The organism is Acidovorax sp. M14 (assembly GCF_049331375.1).
Classification (GTDB): Bacteria; Pseudomonadota; Gammaproteobacteria; order Burkholderiales; family Burkholderiaceae_C; genus Acidovorax.
In genome coordinates this window covers 2,358,147-2,374,254 of the sequence record NZ_CP186263.1, presented here as the reverse complement: position 1 = coordinate 2,374,254, position 16,108 = coordinate 2,358,147, and the positions used below count along the sequence as shown (strand labels likewise).

Here is a 16,108-nt window from a genome sequence, read left to right as displayed (position 1 = left end):
AAGGGGTGATCTCAGGGCATGTCGACGATCTCGATCCAGTTGGGGTTCTTGCCCACTGGAACGCGGGTGGGTGCGCCGGGCAGACCCGTGGCTGCGTCGATGGGGTGCAGGGCGACGTGGTGTGAATCCTGCCCCGCGGCAATCAGGAAGCGACCTGACGCGTCCACCGCAAAACCGCGCGGCGTCTTTTCGGTGGGCACCTGCCCCAGCGGTTGCAGCTGCCCGGTGGCGGCATCGACGCGAAAGGTGCTCAGCGTGCTGGAGGTGCGCTCGGACGCATACAGCGTGCGGCCGTCGGGCGACAGGTGAATGTCGGCGGCCCAGGGCTTGCCGGTAAAACCTGCTGGCAATGTGGTGGTGCGCTGCAGCGGGCGCAGGGTGCCGCGTTCCTTGTCGTAGGCCATCACATGCACGGCTGCATCCAGTTCGTCCAACAGGTACAGGTGGCGCTGGTCGTGGCTCCAGACAAAGTGGCGGGGGCCGGATTTTTCGGGAGCCACTGGGGTCAACGCGGGCTCGTGGGCAGCGAGCTTGCCCGTCTCGGCATCGAACTTCCAGGCCGACAGGTGGTCGCCACCCAGGCTGGTCGCCAAGACATAGCGGTTGGCGGCGTCCGCGTGGATGGCGTGCGCGTTGGGGGCGGTGGGGATGAGCTGCTGCACCGCTCCCACGACACCGTCCTTGCCAATGCTGTTGACCGTGATCTTGTGGCCGGGGTAGGAGGCCGCAAACAGCCAGCGCCCGGTGGCGTCGGTGTCGATATTGGCCATGCTGTCGGCCAGCGGCGCCTCTCCCAGCTTGCGCAGCTTGCCGCTGGCCGGGTCAATGGCCAGGCTGACCACCCGAAACGGATGCGAGCGCAGCGCCACATAGAGCACGCGTTTGTCCGGGCTGACAGCCATGGGCATGGCGGTGCCCCCCACTGCAGTGGTGTCCACGGGCTTGAGCGTTCCGGCGGCGCGGTCCAGCTCCAGCACCGAGACATCCTCGCTGTCTGCGTTGGCCACGTACACCCACGTGGCGGCCTGCGCCGCCTGGGCGCCCAACACGGCAGCGAAGGCCAGCGCCACGGGCGCGGCCCGGCGATGGATGCGGAATGGGAGGGTCATGCAATGTCCTTTGAGAGTGGCCGCACGGCGGCTGCGAAGCGCGCTGGCCATCGTGGTTGCTGGGGTTTCGCTGCCTTGCTGGAGGCCACTTGGAGGGTGGCGAAACCGCTGGGTATTGCTCATTTGTGATATGTCGTCATACAACAAGGTTGGCATTCTGACCCAGGAAAGATGGGGATGAAGAAAGGGATTACCCGAAGTGATGCATGGACTAAAACGCCCGCCCATTGGCCTTTCCCAGCGATCTACAACTCAAAAATCTCAGTACAAACCCTGAAATTCCGTTGAATATGCCCACAACCCACGAGCAAGGGATTGTGTTTTTTCGAGCCTAGTTGTACGATGACTAACAACACAAACACACGGAGACCTTCCATGAGCCTGCAACGTCGCGCAATTCTTCTGGCCTGTACCGCCGCCCTGGCTGCGGCATCTGCCACGGCCCAGACCGCCGACTGGCCCACCAAGACCCTGCGCATCGTGGTGCCCTACCCGCCAGGCGGCAGCTCGGACATCATTGCGCGCTCCATCAGCCAGGCGCTGTCCGAGTCGCTCAAGCAAAGCGTGATCGTCGAAAACAAGCCCGGCGCCAACGGCAACCTGGGCGCTGACTTTGTGGCCAAGGCCGAGCCCGATGGCTACACCATGCTGCTGTGCGATGTGGGCGCACTGGCCATCAGCCCCTCGGTCTACACCAAGCTGTCGTTCGACCCGTCCAAAGACCTGCGCGGTGTGACCATGCTGGCCTATTCGCCCCACCTGCTGGTGGTGCACCCCTCGGTGCCGGTGAACAACCTCAAGGAGCTGATCGCCTACTCCAAGAAGAACGAGCTCAACTTTGCCGTGACGGCCACCGGCAGCGCGCCCCATCTGGCGGGTGTTGCGCTGGAGCGCGCCAGCGGCGCCCGCTGGCAGTACATCCCCTACAAGGGCGGCGTCACCGCCATCCAGGACACCGTGGCAGGCCAGACCCAGGTGCTGATGAACGGCATGCTGGCCACCCTGCCCCAGGTGCAGAACGGCAAGCTCAAGGTGCTGGGCGTGTCCAAGTCCACCCGCATGCCGCTGATCGGTGACGTGCCCACCATTGCAGAGCAAGGCGTAGCGGGCTACGAATCCGGCACCTGGCAAGGCGTGCTGCTGCCACGCGGCACGCCCGATGCCGTGGTGCAAAAGCTCAACAAGGCGCTCATCACCGCCATCCGCGCGCCCGAGATCCGCTCGCGCCTGGCCGGCCAAGGCGCCGAAGTGGTGACCATGACCTCTACCGAACAGGACCAGTTCTTCGCCAAAGAACGCGCGCGCTGGGCCAGCGTGGTGAAGGCCGCCAACATCAAGCTCGACTGAGCGCCAAGCACACCCGTTTCATTCACATTTCTCTCCCGCTGCACTGATCATGACCCCTCAAGAACTCAAAACCATCATGGGCTCCGGCCTGCTCTCGTTCCCCATCACCGACTTCGACGAGCAAGGCAACTTCCGCCCCAAGACCTACATCGAGCGCCTGGAGTGGCTCGCCCCTTATGGCGCCAGTGCTCTGTTTGCCGCTGGCGGCACGGGGGAGTACTTCTCGCTCTCAGGCCCCGAGTACAGCGAGGTCATCAAGACGGCGGTAGAGACCTGCCGGGGCAAGGTGCCGATCATTGCCGGCGCCGGTGGCCCCACCCGCACGGCCATTGCCCACGCGCAGGAGGCCGAGCGTTTGGGTGCCCACGGCATCCTGCTGCTGCCGCATTACCTGACCGAGGCGGGTCAGGAAGGTCTGATCGCCCATGTGGAGCAGGTCTGCAAGAGCGTGAAGTTCGGTGTGATCGTCTACAACCGTGACCGCACCAAGCTCACGGCCGAGTCCCTGGCCATCCTGGCCGAGCGTTGTCCGAACCTGGTGGGGTTCAAGGACGGGGTGGGCAATATCGAGACCATGTCTTCCATTTACATGAAGCTGGGGGACCGTTTCTCGTACCTGGGCGGCCTGCCCACGGCCGAGGTGTATGCGGCGGCCTACAAGGCGCTGGGCACGCCGGTGTATTCGTCGGCGGTGTTCAACTTCATCCCCAAGACGGCGATGGAGTTCTACAAGGCGGTGGCCAGCGATGACACAGCCACGCAGCACCGGCTGCTCAAGTCGTTCTTCATGCCGTACCTGGCCATCCGCAACCGGGTGGAGGGCTATGGCGTGTCGATCATCAAGGCAGGGGCACGCATCGTGGGCCATGACGGCGGACCGGTACGGGCGCCGCTGGTGGACTTGAAGCCCAGCGAGATGGAAGAGCTCAAGGCGCTGATTGACAAGCTCGGGCCGCAGTAAGAACCAGCGGGTTCAAGGCCTGCTCAGGGCCTGGTTCTCCAGGCCCTCGTTTTTTTCCCCAGTGAAAACCAACACCCCGGGCCCGGCCGTGCACAGGTCCGGGGGCAGTCCTGGCACGCCCATTCCACAACCATCAACACATCAACGGAGACAGACAAGATGTTCAAGCAAATCATTCTGGCCGCAGCCGCCGCCGTCACCCTTGCCGCGCTCGCAGGTTGCGCCACCGGCGCTGCAGCCACCGGCTCCTCGGCATCGGCCGAGCAAGCGGTGGCAGCCGCCGCAGAAAAGCTGCGTGTGGCCATGATCGACCCCACGCCTGCGGCGCTGACGGCCTTGGTGGCCGACGACCTGAGCTACGGCCACTCGGGGGGCCGCGTGGACACCAAGGACAGCTTTATCGGCGACCTGATCGCCGGCAAGTCCGACTTCGTGACCATTGCCATCACCGACCAGACCATCAAGGTAGTGGGCAACACCGCCATCGTGCGCCACACCCTCACGGCCGACACCAACGACTCGGGCAAGCCCGGCAAGGTGCAGATCAAGATCCTGGGCGTGTGGCAACAGCAAGGGGGCCAGTGGAAGCTGCTGGCGCGCCAGGCCGTGCGCGTCGCGGCATGATGTAGGCGCATCGGGGCGGCTGTGTGCCGCCGTGTGCCGCCCCTTGCATTTTTTGGCACTGTTGCCCCACGAAACCATGACCACGACTCCCCATCGCATCCTGCAAATCGGCCGCCTGCCCCTTCCCGCACTGGAAGCCGAACTGGCTGCCCGTTACAGCGTCGCCTGCCTGGCCGACCAGACCGATCCGGCGGCTTTTCTGGCGTCGCACGGTGCGGAGTTCATGGGGGTGGTGACCACCGCAGCCATCGGCCTCAAGGGCGAAGTCATTGCGGCATTGCCCAACCTTCGGGTCATCAGCAGTTTTGGCGTGGGTTTTGATGCGCTGGACATCGATGCAGCCAAGGCCCGTGGTGTGCAGGTGGGCTACACACCCGGCGTGCTCAACGACTGTGTGGCCGACATGGCGTTCGCGCTGATGCTGGATGTGTCACGCCACGTGGCCGCCAGCGACCGTTTTCTGCGCCGTGGTGAATGGCCGAAGGCCAGATACGCACTGGGCACCCGCGTGTCCGGCAAGCGGCTGGGCATCGTGGGCATGGGCCGCATCGGGCAGGCCGTGGCCGAGCGTGCGAGCGGCTTTCGCATGGAGGTGGGGTACCACAACCGCCGCCCGGCGCAGGAATGCGCACTGCCGTACTTCGAGTCGGTGACCGCGCTGGCGCAGTGGGCCGACTACCTCGTGCTCACCGTTGCAGGTGGCGCCGCAACGCGCCACCTCGTTAACCGCGATGTGCTGGAGGCCTTGGGCCCCAACGGATTTCTCATCAATGTGGCGCGTGGCACTGTGGTGGACGAGGCGGCACTGATCGATGCGCTGACCGAGCGCCGCATTGCCGGCGCCGGGCTGGACGTGTTTGAGAACGAACCCAGCGTGCCCGCCGCGCTGATGGCGCTGGACAACGTGGTGCTGACCCCGCACACCGCCAGCGCCACCCACGAAACCCGCCGCGCCATGGCAGACCTGGTGCTGGAGAACCTGGCATCCTTCTTTGCGACGGGCACCGTGCGCACGCCGGTGCCAGGCACGCCGGGCGCTTGAGCCCGCCACGGCGCCCTGTGTAACGCAGCTGCCCTCACAGGGAGGGCGTGGGGCAGTTCAGCGCGTCACTTCACGCGGTCGCGCGAGATGTCCATGATCATGCGCGTGGCCAGGTACAGGCGCGGCACGATGGTGTTGATCTGCACGTACTCCGCATCGTTGGAGTGCGCGCCGTAGCCCGACAGGCCCATGCCCTCCACCACCGCGCCCTTGGTCTTGAGCGCCGCAAACGCTGCGTCGGTGCCGCCGCCGGTGGCTTTCTCCACCACATTGAGCGACATGCCCAGCTCCTGGTAAATGACCTTGCCGTAACCCGCCACGCGGCGGGATGCGTCGCTGGCCTCCAGCGGCGGGCGGCGCACTTCAAACTTCACATCCACCTTGGATGCGGGCAGCAACTTGCTCTTGACCTTCTCTTGCAGGCTCTTCTCCAGCCCGTCAAAGTCCGCCACACGCAGCGCACGCGCATCCGCCTGGGCCGTGGCCTCGGCCGGAATCACATTGCGGTTGGTGCCGGCCTTCGACACCGTCCAGTTCAGCTTGAGCCCTTCGTCGGTCTTGGACAAATCCTTCATCTGCAGCAGCTGGTGCGACAGCTCGTACAGCGCGTTCACGCCGTCTTCGGGCTTGGCCCCAGCGTGCGACGCCTTCCCCTGCACCGTGAGGTAGGCCGCCCCAATGCCGCTGGTGGCCAGGCGCAGCGTTCCGTCGGTGCCGCCACCTTCGAACGACAACACCACATCTTGCTCAGCCGCCACGCGGGTGATGGTGCTGCGCCAGCCGGGCGAGCTGATTTCTTCGTCGCCGTTGATCAGCACGGTGAGCGTGCCGTAGTCCTTGAAGTTGAGCTTTTGCAGCAAGGCCACGGTGTGGATGATGAGCGCGATGCCCTGCTTGTCGTCCGAGATGCCAAGGCCATAGGCCTTGTCGCCATCGATGCGGAACGGCTGGCCTTTGAGCATGCCTTTCAGGTACACAGTGTCCATGTGCGCGATGAGCATGATCTTCTTGCTGCCCGTGCCCTTGAACACGGCCTGCACAGCAGGGCCCACCTTCTCGGGGGTATCGTCGAGGCGGTAGATATCGCTGGTCTGCAGCACGTCCACCGTGCCGCCCAATTGCTTGAGCTGGCTGGCAATGCGCTCGGCGATCTGGTTCAGGCCTTCGATGTCCTTGCTGCCCGACTCGATATGCACCAGGTCACGCAGGGTGTCGAGCAGCGGCTGCTGCTCCTTCTGGGCCAGCGCATGGACATCAACCACCGGCGCAGCGTGGGCCACGGCGGCGGCAAATGCCAGCGCCAGCGAGGCCATCAGGGGGCGGACAAAAGAAGGGGCTGAATGCGGGCGGCGCGGCGAGTGGTGCATGGTGCAAAGGCTCGGTGAAGGGATGAGGGAAGCGATTATGGAGTCTTGCAACGTCGATTTCAAACAACAAGTTTTTCTGCAATATTTCAACCAGACTCATCCTGCTGGCGCAAACACCTCGGGGCCCAGTCGCGACTTGCGGCCCCTGGGTTCAAACAGCCACATGCCATACAGCGGCAGGGATTCCGCCAGCCGCAGGGGCGCCACCAGCGCAGACGCACCGCCCAGCAACGCTGGGTGCGGCACAACAGCCAGCAGGTCGGACTGCGCCACCAGGTGCAGCAGGCTGGCAAAGTCGGGGCAGCGCACGGACATTTTGGGGGCGGGCATGCGGCGCACGCGGTGCGCTTCCGTCAACACATCCACCGGCCCGCTGACACTGGGCCCCACACAGGCCCACGCAGCACCCTGCAGTTGCACCAGCGACTGGGCCCGGGCCAGAGGGTGGCCTTTGCGCGCATAGACCTGGGGATGCAGCTCGTACAGGGGCCGCTCCACCACGTCGGGGTGCGCAAACTTGCGCGGCTTGGGTGCGATGACCGCATCAAAGCGCCGCTGCAGCAGGCCTTCCAGCAGGCTGCCCTCATCGGCCGTCGCCATCTCCAGGGAGCGCCGGGCGTTGGGCAAACACCAGCTGGCATACAGCAGCGGGCCGCAGACCAGCGCTGCTGAAGACGTGAGCCCCACCCGCAGCCGATGTCGGTCTGACGCAGCCACCGAAGCGCGGGGCAGCGCCTCCACCCCCTGTGCCAGCGGCAGTGCCTGCGCGGCCACGGCACGGGCGAGGTCGGTGGCCACATAGCGGCGCCCTTCACGCACCAGCAAGGGCTGTGCAAAGTGGGCTTGCAGTGCTTTCATGCCATGGCTGATCGCGGGCTGCGACACGCCGCAGGCATTTGCCGCCAAGGCAAACGAGCCTTTTTCGACGATCGCATGGAGGTATTGCAGATAGCGCAGATACATAAACACCTTTTATGTATAAGCCTCCATTGTCTCTTGTCGCACGGCGCGGACTTGGCGAAGCTACGCACTCCACTCCACGACCTTTGCAACGCCGCATATGAGCCCTACCCCCATCAACACCGTCCGCACCTACCTCGCCCACCTGCACGCCAGCCATACCGAGGGGCTGATCGCCTGCTTTGAAGACGATGGCGTGGTGCATTCGCCCTTTCTGGGCACCATGCGTGCGAGCGACTTCTTCCAAAAGCTCGCCCAGGCCTCCAGCGGCAGCGTGATCACGGTGCTGGATCTGTTTGCCTCCGCGCAGCCCAGCCGGGATGGATCGGTGCGCGTGGCGGCCTACTTCCGCTACGACTGGACCTTGAACGACGGCCGCGAGGTGACCTTCACCTGCGTGGACGTGTTCACGTTCGACGCGGGCAGCACGCGCATCCGCGACATGAACATCGTCTACGACACCCACCCACTGCGCGAAGAGGTGGGCGACAAGTACGCGCCGGACTAGGCTACAAAAGTTCTACGCCCTTGAGCGTCACAAAGCTCGTCTCGCGCGTCACCTGAACAAAGTCCTGCAGGTACGGCTTGGCAGACAGGCTGGGCAGGCACGCGGCGTGCAGCTCGCCGCGCAGGCCTTTTTCTCCAATGGGCCGCGCCGTCACATACCCCCGGTCCAGGTAACTCTGCACTGCCCACAGCGGCAGCGCCGCCACGCCGCGCCCGCTGGCCACCAGCTGCAGCATGGCCACCGTCAGCTCGGTGGTGCGGCGTGGGGGGCGTACACCGGCGGGCTCCAGCACCTGGCGGATCAGGTCCAGCATTTCGTCGGGCACGGGGTAGGTGATGATGGTCTGGTCGGCAAAGTCCTGCGCCACGAGGTGCGGTTTGGCCACCAGCGGGTGCGTTTTGGCCAGCAGCGCGCGGATTTCAAAGCCAAACAGCGCGTGGTAGTCCACGCCCGCCTCGTCACCATCCACCTCCGACACGATGGCCACATCGGCCCGGCCCTGGTGCAACAGGCCTACAGGGTCGGCGTGAAAGCCGCTCACGATGTCCAGCTCCACCTCGGGCCAGCGGGTGCGAAAGGCGTCCATGGCGGGCATCAGCCAGTCAAAGCAGGTGTGGCATTCCACCGCAATGCGCATCTGTCCGCCCTGCCCCAGCACCAGCCGGGCGATGTCGCGCTCGGCCCCTTCCACCTGCGGCAGCACGGCATCGGCCAGCGCCAGCAGGCGTTCGCCCACGGCGGTGAACTGGGGCGGCACCGATTTGCGCTCGAACAGCGGCTGGCCGTAGCGGTCTTCCAACAGCTTGATCTGGTGCGACAGCGCCGACTGCGTGAGGTTGAGCAACTGCGCGGCCCGCACCAGGCTGCCGCTGTCGCGCAGGGCCACCAGCGTGCGCAGGTGACGCACTTCCAGGATCGACTGGTTCATTATTAATTTTCAAGTTGATCGACTAAAACTTTCGTTTGAATAATAAAAGAGCCCGCGCGACCATCGGTGCTTCATTGCTTTGCTCCATTCAGAAGAAGGAAATCACCATGTCGCTCGCCGCAGTCGCCGTAACAGCCGCCACCCGCCGCCCCGTGCTCACGCACACCCTGGGCTTTCCGCGCATGGGGGCGCAGCGCGCGCTGAAATTCGCACTCGAATCCTTCTGGCGCGGCGACAGCACCGAAGCCGATCTGCAGGCCACGGCCGCCCAGTTGCGCCAGTTGCACTGGCAGGCGCAGGCCGATGCGGGCCTCGGCTTTGTGACCGTGGGCGACTTTGCGCTGTACGACCATGTGGCCAACCACATCCAGCTGCTGGGCTGCGAGCCTGCGCGTTTTGGCTTTGATGCCCACGCGCCCGAGCTGGCCCGCTACTTTGCGATGGCGCGGGGCGTGTCGGCCAAGGCCGCCGACGACCACCAGGGTTGCAGCGCCGGTTGCCAGGCTACGCACCACACCGCAGGCCAGCCCGCACTGGAGATGACCAAGTGGTTTGACACCAACTACCACTACCTCGTGCCCGAGTTCAGCGCCCACACCCAGTTCCACCTGGCCAGCGAGCGCCTGTTTGCCGAGGTGGCCGAGGCCCAGGCACTGGGCCACCGCGTCAAAGCCGTGCTGCTGGGGCCGCTGAGCTTCTTGTGGCTGGGCAAATCCAAGGCGGCGGGCTTTGACCGCTTCAGCCTGCTGGAATCCCTGCTGCCCGTGTACGAAACCGTGCTGGCGCGCCTAAAGGCCCAGGGTGTGGAATGGGTGCAGATCGACGAGCCCATCCTGGGCCTGGACCTGCCCGACACCTGGCGCCATGCGTTCGAGCCCAGCTACTGGCAGCTGGCCCGCAGCGCGCCCAAGCTGCTGCTGGCCACGTACTTCTCGCCCCTGGCCGAAAACCTGCGCCTGGCCTGCCAGCTGCCCGTGGCCGGGTTGCATGTGGATGCCGTGCGCGCACCCGACGAGCTGGTGGGCGTGGCGGACTGGCTGCCCTCGCACAAGGTGCTGTCGGTGGGCATCGTGGACGGCCGCAACATCTGGCGCACCGACCTGGATGCGGCGCTGCAAAAGCTGCGCCCTGTGGCTGACAAGCACCAGGGCGAGCTGTGGCTGGCGCCGTCGTGCTCGCTGCTGCATGTGCCGTTCAGTCTGCAGGCCGAAACGCAACTCGATGCCGAGGTGAAGTCCTGGCTGGCGTTTGCGGAGGAAAAGCTGGACGAACTGCGCGTGCTGTCCACCGCCTTGTCGCAAGGCGAGGCGGCCGTGGACGACGAACTGCACGCCGCCCGCACCGCCCTGGCCGCGCGCCGCGCCAGCCCGCGTGTGCACCGCGCCACCGTGGCGGCCCGCATTGCTGCCGCCGCGCCGGGCGCCGACCAGCGCGCCAGCGCCTTCCCCGCCAGGCAAAAGGCCCAGCGTGCGCGGCTCAAGCTGCCGCTGCTACCCACCACCACCATCGGCTCGTTTCCACAGACGGCAGAGATCCGCGCAGCCCGCGCCGCCTTCAAGCGCGGGGCGCTGGATGCAGCGCACTACCAACAAAAGATGGAAGCCGAAATTGCCCTGGCCGTGCGCAAGCAGGAAGCGTTGGGCATTGACGTGCTGGTGCACGGCGAAGCCGAGCGCAACGACATGGTCGAATACTTTGGCGAACAGCTCGACGGCTTTGCCTTCACCGCCAACGGCTGGGTGCAAAGCTATGGCTCGCGCTGCGTGAAACCGCCCATCATCTACGGCGATGTGGCCCGCCCCACGCCCATGACGGTGGCCTGGACGCAATACGCGCAGAGCCTGACCACCAAGCCCATGAAGGGCATGCTCACCGGCCCCATCACCATCCTGCAATGGAGCTTTGTGCGCGACGACCAGCCTCGCGCCACCACGGCCGACCAGATCGCCTGGGCCATCCGCGACGAGGTGTGCGACCTGGAGGCCGCAGGCATCGCCATCATCCAGATCGACGAGCCCGCCATCCGCGAGGGGCTGCCGCTGCGCCGCGCGGGGTGGAAGAGCTACCTCGACCGCGCCACCCGCGCCTTCCGCATCAGTGCCAGCGGCGTGCGCAACGACACGCAGATCCACACCCACATGTGCTACAGCGAGTTCAACGACATCCTGCCCGCCATCGCGGCCATGGATGCCGATGTGATCACGATTGAAACGAGCCGCTCGGACATGGAGCTGCTGCAGGGGTTTGGTGATTTCCGCTACCCCAACGAGATCGGCCCCGGCGTGTACGACATCCACTCGCCCCGCGTGCCCGGCGTGCAGGAGATGGCCGCGCTGCTAGAGAAAGCCGCCGAGGTCGTGCCCGTGGAGCACCTGTGGGTGAACCCCGACTGCGGCCTCAAGACCCGGGGCTGGCCCGAGACGGAAGCCGCCCTGCGCCACATGGTGCAGGCCGCGCAGGCCGTGCGTGAGCGGTTGCTGGAAGAATCGGCTCTGGCCTGACCGCGTCCGAAAATCAGCCTGCAGCGCGCTTGATCTCGGCCAACTTGACCAGCACCTGCAGCGCGTGGTTCAGCGGCGTCGGCACCCCCAATGCGGCGCCGCGCTTGACCACATAACCGTTCAGGTGGTCGATCTCGGTGGGTTTGCCCCGCGCCAGGTCCTGCGCGGTGGACGAATACTGGCTGGGCATGGTGCTGGCAATGCCACGCACCGCCGCCTGCACATCGCCCGGAATCGTCACCCCATCGGCCGCAGCCACCTCCAGACATTCGGCCACGATGTCGGCAATCACCTGCGTCACGCCGGGCACCTGCACCAGCGGGCCATAGGGCTGTTGCGACAGGGCCGACAGCGCGTTGTAGGCGCTGTTGAGCACCAGCTTGGCCCAGAGCGCGCCACGCACGTTGTCTGACACCTGGGTGGGAATGCCCGCTGCCGTCAACTGCCGGGCCACCTCGTCGCTGCGCGGCGAAGGCGCAATCACCAGCTCGCCCCGGCCGTGGTGCACCACATGCCCCGGGCCCCCCATGGCGGTGGCGACATACACCACGGCAGCGGCCACGGGGATGCTGGCGTCCAGCACCGCCCGCACGCGCTCGTCGTTGTCCACGCCGTTCTGCAAGGTCAACACCAGCGCCCCGGGCGCCAGGTGGGGGCGAATCTGCTGCGCGGCGTCTTCCGAGTCGGACGACTTCACGCAGAACAGCACCACGTCCGCGCCGTGCACGGCGCTGGCCTCGGTGCTGGCTGCCAGGGGCACCTGCACATCCATCGCTGCGGTCTGCAGCCGCAACCCGTTGTCGCGCACCGCCAGCACATGGGCGGGCCGCCCGATGAGCGTGACGGCATGGCCCGCGCGGGCCAGCAGGGCACCAAAGTAGCAGCCCACGGCGCCCGCGCCCATCACAGCAAAACGCAAGGGCGGGGAAATGTCCGAGGCGGTGGGCAGGGAGACAGAGGAATCAGCGGCAGCGGTCATGGCGGTGTCCCGGTGAGCAAGGTACGGAAGGGTCGAACAGCGAGGCGCCCCACTATATCGGTGGCGGCCTGAGCTCCAAATATCAAGGCTTTTTGGATTGATGCGCTAGTCGAACATGCCTCGAAAGCTATCAAATACGTAGCAAATTGACTGTACGTGAGATTGATCGCAGGGGCGCGCTTCGGTTGCATGCGCGAATTCCGGCACCGCAAACCGCCATCCGTTACACCCCGTCCGTGGGCCCCGCCCCAGCCCAAAGGCCCCTTTTCGGTGTCAGGAATTTAATCAATGCAAAGACAATAATTGTCTAGTCAATTAAATTCCTCACCCATGTCAGCCCCCCCCAAACCCAGCCAAGCCCCCGCGTTCTACAACGCCGAGCACTACGACCCCAGCAAGCTGGTGCCCGAAAACAGCGTCGGCTACCTGATGCGCAAGGTGATGTCGTCCATCCGCACGCAGGCCGATGCCCAGCTGTCGTTGCACGACCTGACGTACGCCCAGTGGCTGCCGCTGTTCAAGTTGTCGCTGTGCGAGACCGCCACGGTGGCCACCCTGGCGCGGGACCTGGAGACCGACCCCGCCTCCATGACCCGGTCGCTCGACCGCATGGAAGCCAAGGGCCTGGTGGTGCGGGAGCGCTCCATCGTGGACCGCCGCGTCGTGCAGCTCAAGCTCACGGCCGAAGGCCAACGCATTGCAGCCCTGGTGCCGCCCGTGCTGGCCGACGTGCTCAACGGCCACCTCAGCGACTTCAGCCATGACGAGTGGCAGCTTCTGCTGTCCATGCTGCGCCGCATGCTGGCCAACGGCGAAGCGCTGCGCCAGCAGACCCCCTCACCCACCGAACCCGCAGCTGGTTGATCCCGCCCTGTTGCCCTGCCCCTGGAGATTTCCGTGACCGCCACTGCCCCAACTCCCCTGTCCACCCGCTCCGCCCTCGCCGCCCACCTGGCGGTGTCGGCCGTTGCCCTGGCCGCCGCGCTGCTGCTGGTGGGCTGCGCCAACCCTGGCCCCGCACACACCCCGCTGGCGCAAACCACCCCGGCCGCCGCTGGTCTGACAGCAGCCACCACCGACGTGGTGGCCACCAGCCAGTGGTGGAAAGCCCTGGGTGACGAGCAGCTCAACACCCTGATCGACACCGCCCTGCAAGGCAACCCCAGCCTGGCCGTGAGCCGCGCCCGCCTGGAGCAAGCCGTGGCCCTGAGCCAGGTGCGTGAGGCCGCAAACGGCCCCCAAGCCACACTGGGCGTGGACGCCACCCGCCAGCGCTACACCGCCAACGGGCTGGTGCCCGCCCCCATCGCCGGCAACACCTACAACAGCGGCACCGTGCAAGCCACACTGAGCTGGTCGCCCGACTTCTTCGGCCAGCACGCCGCCGAGCTGCAGGCCGCCCTGGGCCAGGCCCGCGCCGCACAGGCCGATGCAGCCGCCGCCGCCAACACCCTGGCCGCCCAGGTGGGCCGCAGCTATGTGGCCCTGGCCCGGCTGGTGGCCCAGCGCGACGTGGCCCAACGTGCGCTGGAGCAGCGTGAAGAACAACGCAAGCTCACGCAAGAGCGCACCGCCGCAGGCCTGGACAGCCAGGTCGAACTGACCCAGGCCCAGGCCGCCGTGCCCGACGCCCGCACACAAATCGAAGCGCTGGACGAACAGATCACCCTGGGCCGCCGCCAGCTGGCCGTGCTGACCGGCCAGGCGCCAGATGCCCTGCCCCAGCTCACGCCCCGCCTTGCAGCCCTGCAACCCACCGCCGTGCCCGAGGTGCTGGGCGCCGACCTGCTGGGCCGCCGTCCCGATGTGGTGGCCGCCCGTTGGCGCGTGGAGGCGGCAACGCAAGGCGTGAACAGCGCGCGCAGCGAGTTCTATCCCAACATCAACATCGGCGCGTTCATCGGCCTGAACTCGCTGGGTCTGGACCGGCTGTTCAACGGCAGCTCACGCCAGATGGGCTTGACACCCGCACTGCGCCTGCCGATCTTTGACGGCGGCCGCCTGCGCGCCCAGCTGGGCGGCCGCGCGGCCGAGCTGGATGCCGCCATCGCCCAGTACAACGGCGCCGTGCTCGATGCGGTGAAGGAAGCCGGCGACGCCGTGGCCTCCATCCAGTCGCTCACCCGCCAGCAGGCCTTGCAGGACGAAGCCGTGGCCAGTGCTGAAAAGGCCTACCGCTTTGCGCAGGAGCGCTACCGCGCGGGCCTGGGCAACTACCTGGTGGTGCTATCCACCGAAAGCCAGGTGCTGGCCCAGCGCCGCCTGGCCGTGGACCTGCGCGCGCGCCAGCTCGACACCCGCCTGGTGCTGATGAAGGCCCTGGGGGGCGGCTGGACGGACGACACGGCCGTGCTGCACACCGCCGCCGCACACTGACCGGCCCAGAACGCCACACCGCCCTCTTCAAAAACACATAACAACACATTCCTGAAAGACCATTGCCATGACCGCTAAGAGCGAACCCCTCACCGCCAACGAGTCCAACACCGCCCGCCGCCGGGGCCTCACCCTGATTGCTGCCGCCGTCGCGCTGGTGGCCATTGGCTGGGGCGGCTGGCACTGGGCCAATGGCCGCCATGTCGAGACCACCGACAACGCCTACGTGGCGGGCAACGTGGTGCAGATCACGCCGCAAATCGGCGGCACCGTGGTGTCCATCGGCGCGGACGACACCGACTTTGTGAAGGCCGGCCAGTTGCTGGTCAAGCTGGACCCCGCTGACGCCCGCGTGGCGCTGGAACAGGCCGAGGCCCAGCTGGCGCAGACGGTGCGCGAAGTGCGCACCCTGTACGCCAACAACTCCACGCTGAAGGCGCAGGTCAGCCTGCGCAGCGCTGACCTGGCCCGCGCCCAGGCCGATGCTGCCCGCGCGCAAGACGACGTGAACCGCCGCACCCCGCTGATGGCCAGCGGTGCCGTGGGCAAGGAAGAGTTCCAACACGCCACCGCGCAGTTAGCCGCCGCCAAGAGCACCGTGGCCGCCGCCCAGTCGGCTGTGCTGGCCGCACAAGAACAACTGGCCGCCAGCCAGACGCAGACCGAAGGCACCTCCATCGAACAACACCCCAACGTGCAGCGCGCTTCGGCCCGCGTGCGCGAGGCCTACCTGGCCGTGCAGCGCGCCCAACTGGTCGCCCCGCTGGACGGCCATGTGGCCAAGCGCGGCGTGCAGGTGGGCCAGCGCGTGCAGGCGGGCGCCCCGCTGATGACGCTGGTGCCCCTGAACGACCTGTGGGTGGACGCGAACTTCAAGGAAAGCCAGCTCAAGACCTTGCGCATCGGCCAGCCCGCCGAGCTGGAAGCCGACGTGTACGGCACCAAGGTCACGTACCACGGCACCGTGACGGGCCTGGGCGCCGGCACCGGCGCGGCCTTTGCACTGCTGCCCGCACAGAACGCCACCGGCAACTGGATCAAGGTGGTGCAACGCGTGCCGGTGCGCATTGCGCTCGACCCCAAGGAAGTCGCCGAGCACCCGCTGCGCGTGGGCCTGTCGATGGAAGTGAAGGTGGACACTGCCGACCAGAGCGGCAAGACCCTGGCCGACACCCAGCGCACCACCCCCGTGGCCGCCACCGCCGTGTTTGACGAGCAGTTCAAGGCCGCCGACGACGAAGTGGCGCACATCATTGCCGCCAACCTGGGCCGCAGTGGCAAGTCCGCCGTGGCGGTGGCATCGCCCAAGGTGGGGAGCCAGCAGGCTGTGCAGGCCGTACAAGCTCAGAAGCACGCATCAGCCCCCGTGCAACCTGCAGTGCAAGCCCCCGTGGTGCAGTGAGAGG

General features: G+C 66.5%; 14 protein-coding genes. 9 read left to right on the top strand and 5 right to left on the bottom strand.

What is annotated here, in order from left to right:
- Nucleotides 1-11: 11 nt before the first annotated feature.
- Nucleotides 12-1,109 carry a lactonase family protein gene (locus ACOYR4_RS10865; RefSeq protein WP_422849523.1) on the bottom strand — a complete coding sequence of 366 codons (1,098 nt, stop codon included), beginning with the start codon at nucleotides 1,107-1,109 and terminating at the stop codon, nucleotides 12-14.
- A gap of 375 nt (nucleotides 1,110-1,484) precedes the next feature.
- Here ACOYR4_RS10865 and ACOYR4_RS10860 point away from each other — a divergent pair, with 375 nt between their 5' ends.
- From ACOYR4_RS10860 to ACOYR4_RS10845, 4 genes are all read left to right on the top strand, one after another.
- Entirely contained in the window at nucleotides 1,485-2,456 is a 972-nt protein-coding gene (locus tag ACOYR4_RS10860; RefSeq protein ID WP_060984441.1) for a Bug family tripartite tricarboxylate transporter substrate binding protein, read from the top strand.
- Nucleotides 2,457-2,505: 49 nt separating this feature from the next.
- Entirely contained in the window at nucleotides 2,506-3,417 is a 912-nt protein-coding gene (gene kdgD / locus ACOYR4_RS10855; protein ID WP_422849522.1) for a 5-dehydro-4-deoxyglucarate dehydratase, read from the top strand.
- A gap of 159 nt (nucleotides 3,418-3,576) precedes the next feature.
- The gene (locus ACOYR4_RS10850; protein WP_209819717.1) at nucleotides 3,577-4,041 is read left to right on the top strand and encodes a nuclear transport factor 2 family protein; all 465 of its coding nucleotides are present in this window, start codon (nucleotides 3,577-3,579) and stop codon (nucleotides 4,039-4,041) included.
- 76 nt (nucleotides 4,042-4,117) lie between these two features.
- Entirely contained in the window at nucleotides 4,118-5,083 is a 966-nt protein-coding gene (locus ACOYR4_RS10845; protein WP_422849521.1) for a 2-hydroxyacid dehydrogenase, read from the top strand.
- 65 nt (nucleotides 5,084-5,148) lie between these two features.
- On the opposite strand, the gene ACOYR4_RS10840 is transcribed toward ACOYR4_RS10845, so the two are convergent.
- Nucleotides 5,149-6,450, bottom strand: a complete 1,302-nt coding sequence (locus tag ACOYR4_RS10840; protein WP_422849520.1) for a M20/M25/M40 family metallo-hydrolase — start codon at nucleotides 6,448-6,450, stop codon at nucleotides 5,149-5,151.
- A gap of 96 nt (nucleotides 6,451-6,546) precedes the next feature.
- Nucleotides 6,547-7,413, bottom strand: coding sequence for a LysR family transcriptional regulator (locus tag ACOYR4_RS10835; RefSeq protein WP_295944772.1), 867 nt, complete (start codon nucleotides 7,411-7,413; stop codon nucleotides 6,547-6,549).
- Nucleotides 7,414-7,510: 97 nt separating this feature from the next.
- Here ACOYR4_RS10835 and ACOYR4_RS10830 point away from each other — a divergent pair, with 97 nt between their 5' ends.
- Nucleotides 7,511-7,918 (top strand): nuclear transport factor 2 family protein, encoded by a 408-nt coding sequence (locus ACOYR4_RS10830; RefSeq protein ID WP_295944775.1) that lies wholly within the window; start codon nucleotides 7,511-7,513, stop codon nucleotides 7,916-7,918.
- 1 nt (nucleotide 7,919) lies between these two features.
- On the opposite strand, the gene ACOYR4_RS10825 is transcribed toward ACOYR4_RS10830, so the two are convergent.
- The gene (locus ACOYR4_RS10825; protein WP_422849519.1) at nucleotides 7,920-8,846 is read right to left on the bottom strand and encodes a LysR substrate-binding domain-containing protein; all 927 of its coding nucleotides are present in this window, start codon (nucleotides 8,844-8,846) and stop codon (nucleotides 7,920-7,922) included.
- A 107-nt stretch (nucleotides 8,847-8,953) separates the two neighbouring features.
- Here ACOYR4_RS10825 and metE point away from each other — a divergent pair, with 107 nt between their 5' ends.
- On the top strand, nucleotides 8,954-11,347 hold the full coding sequence (metE, locus tag ACOYR4_RS10820; protein ID WP_422849518.1) for a 5-methyltetrahydropteroyltriglutamate--homocysteine S-methyltransferase: 2,394 nt from the start codon (nucleotides 8,954-8,956) through the stop codon (nucleotides 11,345-11,347).
- 13 nt (nucleotides 11,348-11,360) lie between these two features.
- On the opposite strand, the gene ACOYR4_RS10815 is transcribed toward metE, so the two are convergent.
- Nucleotides 11,361-12,326 (bottom strand): ketopantoate reductase family protein, encoded by a 966-nt coding sequence (locus ACOYR4_RS10815; RefSeq protein WP_422849517.1) that lies wholly within the window; start codon nucleotides 12,324-12,326, stop codon nucleotides 11,361-11,363.
- Nucleotides 12,327-12,656: 330 nt separating this feature from the next.
- Between ACOYR4_RS10815 and ACOYR4_RS10810 the strand changes: the two genes are divergently transcribed.
- The 3 genes from ACOYR4_RS10810 (at nucleotide 12,657) to ACOYR4_RS10800 (ending at nucleotide 16,104) form a co-directional block, all read left to right on the top strand.
- Entirely contained in the window at nucleotides 12,657-13,190 is a 534-nt protein-coding gene (locus tag ACOYR4_RS10810; RefSeq protein ID WP_422849516.1) for a MarR family winged helix-turn-helix transcriptional regulator, read from the top strand.
- A 33-nt stretch (nucleotides 13,191-13,223) separates the two neighbouring features.
- The gene (locus tag ACOYR4_RS10805; protein ID WP_422849515.1) at nucleotides 13,224-14,702 is read left to right on the top strand and encodes an efflux transporter outer membrane subunit; all 1,479 of its coding nucleotides are present in this window, start codon (nucleotides 13,224-13,226) and stop codon (nucleotides 14,700-14,702) included.
- A gap of 67 nt (nucleotides 14,703-14,769) precedes the next feature.
- Nucleotides 14,770-16,104, top strand: coding sequence for an HlyD family efflux transporter periplasmic adaptor subunit (locus ACOYR4_RS10800; protein WP_422849514.1), 1,335 nt, complete (start codon nucleotides 14,770-14,772; stop codon nucleotides 16,102-16,104).
- The last annotated feature ends 4 nt before the right edge of the window (nucleotides 16,105-16,108 follow it).

Excerpts from the sequence above, each read along its gene's own strand:
- ACOYR4_RS10800 (WP_422849514.1), top strand. The coding sequence starts at position 14,770 with ATGACCGCTAAGAGCGAACCCCTCACCGCCAACGAGTCCAACACCGCC.
- kdgD (WP_422849522.1), top strand. The coding sequence starts at position 2,506 with ATGACCCCTCAAGAACTCAAAACCATCATGGGCTCCGGCCTGCTCTCG.
- ACOYR4_RS10860 (WP_060984441.1), top strand. The coding sequence starts at position 1,485 with ATGAGCCTGCAACGTCGCGCAATTCTTCTGGCCTGTACCGCCGCCCTG.
- ACOYR4_RS10840 (WP_422849520.1), bottom strand. The coding sequence starts at position 6,450 with ATGCACCACTCGCCGCGCCGCCCGCATTCAGCCCCTTCTTTTGTCCGC.
- ACOYR4_RS10865 (WP_422849523.1), bottom strand. The coding sequence starts at position 1,109 with ATGACCCTCCCATTCCGCATCCATCGCCGGGCCGCGCCCGTGGCGCTG.
- ACOYR4_RS10810 (WP_422849516.1), top strand. The coding sequence starts at position 12,657 with ATGTCAGCCCCCCCCAAACCCAGCCAAGCCCCCGCGTTCTACAACGCC.
- ACOYR4_RS10845 (WP_422849521.1), top strand. The coding sequence starts at position 4,118 with ATGACCACGACTCCCCATCGCATCCTGCAAATCGGCCGCCTGCCCCTT.
- ACOYR4_RS10830 (WP_295944775.1), top strand. The coding sequence starts at position 7,511 with ATGAGCCCTACCCCCATCAACACCGTCCGCACCTACCTCGCCCACCTG.
- ACOYR4_RS10815 (WP_422849517.1), bottom strand. The coding sequence starts at position 12,326 with ATGACCGCTGCCGCTGATTCCTCTGTCTCCCTGCCCACCGCCTCGGAC.
- ACOYR4_RS10825 (WP_422849519.1), bottom strand. The coding sequence starts at position 8,846 with ATGAACCAGTCGATCCTGGAAGTGCGTCACCTGCGCACGCTGGTGGCC.
- ACOYR4_RS10850 (WP_209819717.1), top strand. The coding sequence starts at position 3,577 with ATGTTCAAGCAAATCATTCTGGCCGCAGCCGCCGCCGTCACCCTTGCC.
- ACOYR4_RS10835 (WP_295944772.1), bottom strand. The coding sequence starts at position 7,413 with ATGTATCTGCGCTATCTGCAATACCTCCATGCGATCGTCGAAAAAGGC.
- metE (WP_422849518.1), top strand. The coding sequence starts at position 8,954 with ATGTCGCTCGCCGCAGTCGCCGTAACAGCCGCCACCCGCCGCCCCGTG.